General features: G+C 69.7%; 9 protein-coding genes and 2 tRNA genes. 3 read left to right on the plus strand and 8 right to left on the minus strand.

Translation table 11 applies throughout. The annotated features are described in order from the left end of the window. Positions 1-669 precede the first annotated feature (669 nt). The gene (locus SM452_RS30045) at positions 670-891 is read left to right on the plus strand and encodes a hypothetical protein (RefSeq protein ID WP_013288029.1); all 222 of its coding nucleotides are present in this window, start codon (positions 670-672) and stop codon (positions 889-891) included. A gap of 7 nt (positions 892-898) precedes the next feature. On the opposite strand, the gene SM452_RS30050 is transcribed toward SM452_RS30045, so the two are convergent. Together SM452_RS30050 and SM452_RS30055 are read right to left on the minus strand one after the other, a co-directional pair. Then, positions 899-1,696 (minus strand): carbon-nitrogen hydrolase family protein, encoded by a 798-nt coding sequence (locus SM452_RS30050; RefSeq protein WP_194803424.1) that lies wholly within the window; start codon positions 1,694-1,696, stop codon positions 899-901. Between the two features lie 39 nt (positions 1,697-1,735). Further along, positions 1,736-2,569, minus strand: a complete 834-nt coding sequence (locus SM452_RS30055; RefSeq protein WP_463841192.1) for an EamA family transporter — start codon at positions 2,567-2,569, stop codon at positions 1,736-1,738. 41 nt (positions 2,570-2,610) lie between these two features. Here SM452_RS30055 and SM452_RS30060 point away from each other — a divergent pair, with 41 nt between their 5' ends. After that, positions 2,611-3,234 carry a helix-turn-helix domain-containing protein gene (locus SM452_RS30060; RefSeq protein ID WP_355511112.1) on the plus strand — a complete coding sequence of 208 codons (624 nt, stop codon included), beginning with the start codon at positions 2,611-2,613 and terminating at the stop codon, positions 3,232-3,234. 24 nt (positions 3,235-3,258) lie between these two features. Here the strand turns inward: SM452_RS30060 and clpX are convergent, their stop codons facing one another. From clpX to SM452_RS30085, 5 genes are all read right to left on the minus strand, one after another. Then, entirely contained in the window at positions 3,259-4,551 is a 1,293-nt protein-coding gene (gene clpX, locus SM452_RS30065; RefSeq protein ID WP_091423211.1) for an ATP-dependent Clp protease ATP-binding subunit ClpX, read from the minus strand. A gap of 227 nt (positions 4,552-4,778) precedes the next feature. Beyond that, positions 4,779-5,441, minus strand: a complete 663-nt coding sequence (locus tag SM452_RS30070) for an ATP-dependent Clp protease proteolytic subunit (protein ID WP_013288034.1) — start codon at positions 5,439-5,441, stop codon at positions 4,779-4,781. 14 nt (positions 5,442-5,455) lie between these two features. After that, positions 5,456-6,097: an ATP-dependent Clp protease proteolytic subunit gene (locus SM452_RS30075; protein ID WP_018786886.1), complete on the minus strand. Its 642-nt coding sequence runs from the start codon at positions 6,095-6,097 to the stop codon at positions 5,456-5,458. A 175-nt stretch (positions 6,098-6,272) separates the two neighbouring features. Then, positions 6,273-7,619, minus strand: a complete 1,347-nt coding sequence (gene tig, locus SM452_RS30080; RefSeq protein WP_181726551.1) for a trigger factor — start codon at positions 7,617-7,619, stop codon at positions 6,273-6,275. 149 nt (positions 7,620-7,768) lie between these two features. Then, positions 7,769-7,842, minus strand: a tRNA-Pro gene (locus SM452_RS30085). A 296-nt stretch (positions 7,843-8,138) separates the two neighbouring features. On the opposite strand from SM452_RS30085, the gene SM452_RS30090 reads away from it, so the two are divergent. Further along, positions 8,139-8,212 (plus strand) — tRNA-Gly (locus tag SM452_RS30090). A 92-nt stretch (positions 8,213-8,304) separates the two neighbouring features. Here SM452_RS30090 and SM452_RS30095 read toward each other — a convergent pair. Next, a partial coding sequence (locus tag SM452_RS30095; RefSeq protein ID WP_463841193.1) for a tyrosine-type recombinase/integrase occupies positions 8,305-8,746 on the minus strand: 442 nt, incomplete at its 5' end.

Below are 8,746 nucleotides of genomic sequence, written 5' to 3' on the forward strand. Positions count from 1 at the left end.
TTCGTCCTGAGCCAGGATCAAACTCTCCAACAAAAATCTTTGTCGAACAGCATCCTGACAACAAAAGTGTTGCCAAAGGAATCCCAACCAGCCAGACAACAGCCTGACCAGTCCGGGGTATAAAACAATTGGCACTGGCTTTACAAGCACCCTGTTGAGTTCTCAAAGAACAACCACACACCAACCAGAAGCACCGCTACCAGCGGAACCCCCGCTTGGGGCAACCTCTCCAACCTACTCGGTCTTGCTTCCGTCGTCAACCTCGTGTTCGAGGTGATCAACTTGGCTCGACCAGACCCACGCTGACGCTCACCGTTTCCGGCGGTCGTTGCTCTCGTGGGTTTCGGCGGACCGGCCGGCGTCGCTCTCGCGACCACCCGCCCGGCTCCCTGCCGGCTTTCGAACTCTACCCGGTCGGCTTCGCGTTCGCAACTCCGTGTCCCGGAGTGCCGTGCACCGCCCGAATCTCAGTCTGGCTCGGCGTCACCGCCACCAGCCTGGCGCCCGTTCTCGGCCGGTTTGCCCGGCCTCCCGCGTGCAGAGAGAAAGTTACGCGGACCCGCCTCGGAAGGCAAATCAATGATCGTCATTTGGTGAACGCCAGCCGTTTCCGCGGCGAGCCGCGGTCGAAGGGGTCGTCCGGTGCGGTGCCGTGCCACAGTGGTCGGCATGGATGATCCGTCCCCGGTCCCGGCCGTCGCCGAGGACGCTCTGCTCGGCCTCCTGCTGCCGTTCTGGCAGTTGGTGATCGGGGCCGTCGTGCTCGCCGTACTGGTGCTGTCGATCAGGCGCCTGGCCCGGCGCGGCCCATCGCGGATGACCACCGCTCTCCTGGTCACTGCGGCGGCGATCGCCGGGATCGCCGCCCTGGGCCTGCTCTTCGGGGGCTGACCTCGGGTCAGAGCCGGCGGTTGGCCAAGCTGGGCAACTCGGCGCGGATCGTCCGCAGGCGCTCCAGGTCGATCTCGGTGACCGCCAGCCCGGGGCCGTCGGCGACCTGGCTCAGCACGGTCCCCCACGGGTCGACCACCATGCTGCGCCCGAAGCAGGTCCGGCCCGGGTCGTGGTCACCTGTCTGTCCGGCCGCCGCCACGAAGCACTGGTTCTCGATCGCCCGGGCGCGCAGCAGCACCTCCCAGTGGTCCCGCCCGGTGTGCATCATGAACGCCGCCGGCACCACGAGCAGTTCGGCGCCGCCGTCGGTCGCGAGCTGCCGGTACAACTCCGGGAACCGCAGGTCGTAACAGATGGACAGACCGACCCGCAGACCCTCGACGTCGACCACCACGGGCTTCTCGCCCGGCGCGACGGTTGCCGACTCGAGGTAGGAGACGCGGCCGGGGATCTCCACGTCGTACAGATGGATCTTGCGGTAGGTGGCGGCGAGCGCGCCCTCCCGGTCGAAGACCAGTGAGGTGTTCCAGGTGTGCGCCGGGTCCGGACCGGCCTCGTGGAACGAGCCGGCGATCACCCACATGCCCAGCCGGCGGGCGGTCTCCGCGAAGAACCGCCCCACAGTCCCGTCGACCGGCTCGGCCGGCGGCATCCGGTCGGCGTGACCGAGGTAGTCGACGTACTCCGGAAGGAGGGCGAGATCCGCGCCGGCCGCCGCGGCCCTGACCAGCAGGGCCTCGGCGGCGGCGAGGTTCGCCGCCCGGTCGTCGCGGGCGTTGAGCTGGCAGACGGCGACGCGCATGACCCGAGGGTACGGGCGGAAGCGGACGCGCGACAGGGCTCAGACGCTGGACAGGACGAGCGCCGCCGCGGCGAAGCCGAGCCCTGCGACCTGCGCCGGCCGGAGCAGTTCCCGGTCCACGGCGAGCGCGAGCAGGACGGTGCTCGCCGGGTAGAGCGAGGCGATGGCGGCCACCACGCTCAGGTGCCCCCGGCCCGCGGCGGCGAGGAACAGCGCGTTGGCGGCGGAGTCGAGCAGGCCGGCGGTCGCGGCCCAGCCGAGGACTCGCCGTCCCAGTCGCAGGCGTGCGCCGGTACGGACGGCGAGCGCGAGGCCGAACGCGATCGAGCTGACGCGTACCGCCAGAACCGGCCACATGCCGGCCGCCTCGTCGGCCTGGCCGAGCAGCGCGAAGAAGACGCCGAAGAGCAGCCCGGCGGCCAGTGCCATGCCGATCACGCGGCCGGAGACGCGGCGTGCCGCACCGCGCTCGCCCAGGCTGACCAGGCCGATGGCGACCACGGCGAACGCGGCGCCGCCGAGCGCGACAGCACCCGGCGAGTGCGCGAGGACCAGGCCGGCGACGATCGGCACGATCGCCGCGGTGATCGCGGTGACCGGCGCGACGACTGCCATCACGCCGGTGGCGAGCGCGCGGTAGAGCAGCATGACGCCGCCCGCGCCGGCTACCCCGGCGAGCAGGCCCCAGCCCAGGTCGAGTGGGCTCGGCGTGCCGGGCACCACGAGGACGAGGACGAGCAGCAGCGGAACGCTGAGGATCTGTGACACCACGGTCACGGCGATCGGGTCGGCGCGCCGGGACGCCTTGCCGCCGGCGAAGTCGGCGGTGCCGAAGGCGAGCGCGGACACGGCGGCGAGGACAATGGGGAGCACCCCGCAGTCGTACCACAATAGTGACCGTGAAGGACAGTGTGATGACCGATACCGGTGGACGGGTCGGCGCGGTGACCTCAGCCGTCGCCCGCCAGGTACGTGAGCTGCGAACGGCGCGGGGCTGGTCGTTCGAGGAACTGGCCGGCCGGTCCGGGGTCAGCAAGGGCATGCTGGTGCAGATCGAGGGGGCACGCACCAACCCGAGCATCGGCACGCTCTGCCGGGTCGCCGACGCGTTCGGCGTCAGCATCGCCCGGCTGCTGGAGCCGGCGGAACAGAGCACGGTACGGGTCAGCGCGGCGGACGAGGCGCCGGTGCTGTGGCGCGGCCCGAGCGGCGGCCTGGCGCGTCTGCTCAGCGGACTCGGCGAACCCGACCTGGTCGAGCTGTGGGACTGGCGGATGGAACCCGGGGAGGCGTTGCGCTCCTCCGACCACGCCCACGGCACCCGGGAGATCCTGCACGTGCTCGACGGCGCCGCGACGGTCACCGTCGACGGTGTCGACCACGAGGTACGCGCCGGCGAGACGGTCGAGTTCCACGCCGACCGGGAACACGGCTACCGCACCGCCGGTGACGGGCCGGTGCGCCTGATGATGGTGGTGGTCACCCCGTCGGGCGAGTGGGACCGGCGGACCCGTTCACGCGGACCGCGCCCGAGCTGACCCGGGCGCGGTCGCGAACGGCGGTCAGGCCGACTTCTCCTCGCGGTCCCGCCGGCGCCGGCCGGTGAACTCGCGGGGCACGATCGTCGGGTTGACGTTCTCCAGGACGACCTCGCGGGTGATCAGCACCCGGGCGGCGTCGGGGTTGCTCGGCACCTCGTACATCACGGAGAGGAGCACCTCTTCCATGATCGCCCGCAGGCCGCGGGCTCCGGTGCCGCGGAGCATGGCCTGGTCGGCGATGGCCTCCAGCGCGGGCGGCTCGAACTCCAGCTCGACGCCGTCCAGCTCGAACAGGCGCTGGTACTGGCGGACCAGCGCGTTACGCGGCTCGGTGAGGATCCGCACCAGCGCGGAACGGTCGAGGCTGCGCACGTTGGTGATCACCGGAAGCCGGCCGATGAACTCGGGGATGAGCCCGAACTTCAGCATGTCCTCCGGCATGACCTGGCTGAAGATGTCGTCGGTCGACCGCTCGGACACCGACCGGAGCCGGGCGCCGAAGCCGGTGCCGCCGGAGCCGGTGCGGGCCTCGATGATCTGGTCGAGCCCGGCGAACGCGCCACCGCAGATGAACAGCACGTTCGTGGTGTCGATCTGGATGAACTCCTGGTGCGGGTGCTTACGCCCGCCCTGCGGCGGCACGTTGGCGACGGTGCCCTCGAGCATCTTCAGCAGCGCCTGCTGTACGCCCTCGCCGGAGACGTCACGGGTGATCGACGGGTTCTCCGACTTGCGGGCGATCTTGTCGACCTCGTCGATGTAGATGATGCCCGTCTCGGCGCGCTTGATGTCGTAGTCGGCGGCCTGGATCAGCTTCAGCAGGATGTTCTCGACGTCCTCGCCGACGTAGCCCGCCTCGGTGAGCGCGGTGGCGTCCGCGATCGCGAACGGGACGTTGAGCATCCGGGCGAGCGTCTGCGCCAGGTGCGTCTTGCCGCAGCCCGTCGGGCCGAGCAGCAGGATGTTCGACTTTGCCAGCTCGACGCCGTCGGTGCCGGAGCCCGGCGCACCAGCGGCCTCGGCCTGGATCCGCTTGTAGTGGTTGTAGACCGCGACGGCGAGCGCCTTCTTGGCCTGCTCCTGACCGACGACGTAGTTGTCGAGGAACTGGCAGATCTCCATCGGCTTGGGAAGCTCTTCCCACTTCACCTCGCCGGACTCGGCCAGCTCCTCTTCGATGATCTCGTTGCAGAGGTCGATGCACTCGTCGCAGATGTAGACACCAGGGCCCGCGATGAGCTTCTTGACCTGCTTCTGCGACTTGCCGCAGAACGAGCATTTCAGTAGGTCGCCGCCGTCACCGATCCGTGCCACCTACGTTCTCCCTGCACTCGTCGGCCGGAACGCCGGCCCTGACCTGCGGGCGCCGGAGCGCCCGTCCGTCCTGTCGTCCCACCATGCTGTCGGCTCCACCTGATCCGACCGGCGGAGCGGTACAGACCCGACGTTACCCGGTGGCCGGGTTTTCTCCGACCCCCAAAACGGGTGTGTCAGAGGTCGACCGGGAACGATACCCCGATCGACCTCCGACCACACGTTGCTCAGCCCGCGGCGTGCGACGCCAGCAGACCCTTCTTGCGGCTGGTCAGGATCGTGTCGACCAGCCCGTACTCCTTGGACTCCTCGGCCGTCATGATCTTGTCACGGTCGATGTCCTTGCGGACCTGCTCGATCGGGCGGTTGCAGTGCCGGGAGAGCATGTCCTCCAGCTGCGTCCGCATCCGCAGGATCTCCCGCGCCTGGATCTCGATGTCCGAGCCCTGGCCGTAACCGCCCTCGGTGGCCGGCTGGTGGATGATGATCCGGGAGTTGGGCAGCGCCATCCGCTTGCCCGGGGTGCCCGCGGAGAGCAGCACCGCCGCCGCGCTCGCCGCCTGCCCGAGGCAGACGGTCTGGATGTCCGGGCGGACGTACTGCATGGTGTCGTAGATCGCCGTCATGGCCGTGAAGGAGCCACCGGGCGAGTTGATGTACATGATGATGTCGCGGTCCGGGTCGGTGCCCTCCAGCGTCAGCAGCTGGGCCATCACGTCGTTCGCCGACGCGTCGTCCACCTGGACGCCAAGGAAGATGATCCGGTCCTCGAAGAGCTTGTTGTACGGGTTGGACTCCTTCATCCCGTACGACGTGCGCTCGACGAACGACGGCAGGACATAGCGGTTGTGCACGGCCGCGAACTGGGGCGGCAGGCTCAGGTCGGTCATCGTCAGCTCCTCGCTCAGCTCAGGGTCCCGGCGCCATCCGGAACCTGAGCGGCCCCGATGATCACCTTGTCGATGAAGCCGTAGTCCATGGCCTCCTGGGCGGTGAACCAGCGGTCGCGGTCCGAGTCCGCCTCGATCTGCTCCTGGCTCTGGCCGGTGTGGAACGCGACCCGCTCCTGGAACATCCGCTTGGTGTAGAGCATCTGCTCGGCCTGGATCGCGATGTCCGACGCGGTGCCGCCGAGACCGCCCGAGGGCTGGTGCATCATGATCCGCGCGTGCGGCAGGGCGTACCGCTTGCCCTTGGTGCCCGCGCAGAGCAGAAGCTGGCCCATCGAGGCCGCCATGCCCATCGCCACTGTCGAGACGTCGTTGTCGATGTACTGCATGGTGTCGTAGATCGCCATGCCGGAGTAGACCGAGCCACCCGGCGAGTTGATCCAGAGGAAGATGTCGCGGTCCGGGTCCTCCGCGGCGAGCAGCAGGAGCTGCGCGCAGATGCGGTTGGCCACCTGGTCGTTCACCTCACTGCCCAGGAAGATGATCCGTTCCTTGAGCAACCGGTTGTAGACCGAGTCGTCGAGGTTGCCAATGGAGTCGCCACCGCGGGCCTCGTTCACCCGGAGCGACTTCTTGGGGATGTGCATGTCGGTCATGGCAGCCCTTCGCTCTCCGTACCGTCCTACCCGACACTAACCGCTCAGCCGGGAGCCGTACTCCCGGTCGGGGCACTGTTCGCTCTCAGCGCAGTCACCCGCACGGCGTACCCCGGAAAGGGTTTCGGCCGCCTCCCGGCGCGCAGCGCGGGACGGCGGCCGAGACCCCCGATGATCAGTGCTGGTGGTCGTGCTCGGCCTCGTTCTGGGCCCGCAGCGCGTCGAGGGAGACCTCGTTGCCCGCCGAGTCCTTGATCTTGATCTTCTCCATCACCGCGGCGAGCGCCTTGCCCCGGCGGACGTCGCCGAAGACGGCCGCGGCGGCGCCGGAGCGGACCAGCTGGTCGTAGTACTGCTGCGGGGCCATGCCGGCGCGCTGCGCCCGGTGCACGATCTCGTGACCGAACTCGTCGTCGGAGACCTGCACGTCCTCGGCATCGGCCAGCGTGTCGAGCAGGAGCTGGATCTTGACGCCGTCGGTCGCCGCCTCGGTCAGCTCGGTGTCGATCTGCTCCTCGGTCTTCTCCTCCGCCGCGAGGTACTCCTCCAGGGAGGCGCCGATGCGCTCGAGCTGGTCGACCATCGCGGCCTTGCGGCTCTCGACCTCCTCCTTGACGACGCCCTCGGGCGCCGGCACCTCGGCGGCGGCCACCATCTGCTCCAGGGCCTTGTCACGGGCGGCGTAGATCTGCTCGACCTGCTTGCCCCGGGTGACCCGCTCCCGCAGGTCGCCGCGCAGCTCGTCGATGGTGTCGAACTCGCTGGCCATCTGCGCGAAGTCGTCGTTGAGCTCGGGGAGCTCCTTCTCCTTGACCGTGCGGACGGTCACCGCCACGTCGGCGTCGCGGCCGGCGTAGTCGCCGCCGACGAGCTGCGTGGTGAAGGTGGTGCTGTCGCCGGCGGCCAGGCCGACCAGCGCCTCGTCCAGACCCGGCAGGAGCTGCTTGCTGCCCACCTCGTGCGAGATGTTGCTCGCCGAACCGCCCGGGACCTCCTCGCCGTCGACAGTGGCGTTCAGGTCGATCTGCACGAAGTCGCCCTCCTGGGCGGCCCGCTCGACGGTCTTCAGCGTGGCGAACCGCTCGCGCAGGCTGTTGATCTGCTCGTCGATCTCGCTGTCGGCGATCTGGATCTCGTCGACGGTCACCTCGATGGTGGCCGGGTCCGGCAGGGTGATCTCCGGCCGGACGTCCACCTCGGCGGTGAAGTTGAGCGAGTCGCCGTCGTTGAACTCCGTGATGTCGACCTCGGGACGGCCGAGCGTCTTCAGGTCGTGCTCCCGGACCGCGGCGAGGATGTTCTGCGGGATGGCCTCCTGGATCGCCTCGTTGAGGACGGTCCCCCGGCCCACCCGCTGGTCGATCACCGCGCTGGGGACCTTGCCCCGGCGGAAGCCGGGAACCTGGACCTGCTGGCCGATCTCCCGGTACGCCTTCTTGAGGCTCGGCTCGAGCTCGACGAACGGCACCTCGATGGCGAGCCGCACGCGCGTCGGGCTCAGAGTCTCGACGGTGCTCTTCACAGGCGTACTCCTTGACGGATCTGGGTGTTGGTTCTGGGGCGTGATTGCGCGCATCGAGTGTAGGCGAGCCGGCCGACGGCATCGGCAGGGCCCGGGCACCGCGCGGAAAAAACCGGCGGTTCCCGGGACGATCCGGTCGCGAACGACAGTCGGGGTGGCGGGATTTGAACCCACGGCCCCTCGCTCCCAAAGCGAGTGCGCTACCAAGCTGCGCCACACCCCGGTGGCGACGAAGAGTGTATGCCGTCCGGCCACCCGCGCGGGTGACGGGGCACGGCGCGGCGGCCGCCGGGCGCGGCCGGGCGCCGCCGGGCGGGCGGCTGGGCGGCGCCGGGCGGGCGGCTGGGCGGCGCCAGGCGCCAGTTCGGGGAAGTGGCTGGGTCCGAGGGCCCGGGATGGCGCCACCTCGCCGAAGTGGCATGGATCTTGAAGGTCGGCGGGAACCTCCGGGTACGCGCTGCGCGGTGGCCGTGGTTCATTGGGTACGCTGTCGGCGCGCCCTGCTGTGGTGGGGCGCTCGCGGGCGTAGCTCAATGGCAGAGCTTCAGTCTTCCAAACTGACGGTGCGGGTTCGATTCCCGTCGCCCGCTCCAACAGCCTCCGGCCCAGGTCAGAGGCTGCGTCCCCCGATCCTGGGCCGGTCGGCCACTCCCCCGCTCCGATCTTGCGGGCCATCCGTGGGCCATTAGCTGCTCTGGCCGCCCTTGCGCCGGGTCTGCCGGGCGATCCGCTGGTCCATGGCCGAGGCGATCTCGCGGTCCCGCTCGCTGGTTGCGTGCTGGTAGATCAACGCCGCCCGCATGCTGGCGTGTCCCATTCGCTGCATTAGCTCGCGAGTGCTCGCGCCAGAGGCTGCGGCGAGGGTGTTGCCGGTATGGCGGAGGTCATGGAAGTGGAAGCCGGGCAGCCCGAGCGCTTCGACCGTCCGCGTCCACTTGGCCGCACGGCCGAAGTTGCCGGATCGCAGCAGCGCGCCCTTGTCGCCGGTGAAGACCAGGGCGTCAGCGTCGACGGCGGTCAAGGCGGCCCGCAAGCGGGCCGCGCCGGCCCCGCCCCGGCCGGGTGGCGACCGCCGGCCGGCCTCGGCCGGGGCGGCCGGCCCCCCGTTCGCGATGCAAGAGGTGGTA

The organism is Micromonospora sp. SYSU B005 (genome assembly GCF_055362685.1).

Excerpts from the sequence above, each read along its gene's own strand:
- SM452_RS30060 (WP_355511112.1), top strand. The coding sequence starts at position 2,611 with ATGACCGATACCGGTGGACGGGTCGGCGCGGTGACCTCAGCCGTCGCC.
- SM452_RS30075 (WP_018786886.1), bottom strand. The coding sequence starts at position 6,097 with ATGACCGACATGCACATCCCCAAGAAGTCGCTCCGGGTGAACGAGGCC.
- SM452_RS30070 (WP_013288034.1), bottom strand. The coding sequence starts at position 5,441 with ATGACCGACCTGAGCCTGCCGCCCCAGTTCGCGGCCGTGCACAACCGC.
- SM452_RS30045 (WP_013288029.1), top strand. The coding sequence starts at position 670 with ATGGATGATCCGTCCCCGGTCCCGGCCGTCGCCGAGGACGCTCTGCTC.
- SM452_RS30050 (WP_194803424.1), bottom strand. The coding sequence starts at position 1,696 with ATGCGCGTCGCCGTCTGCCAGCTCAACGCCCGCGACGACCGGGCGGCG.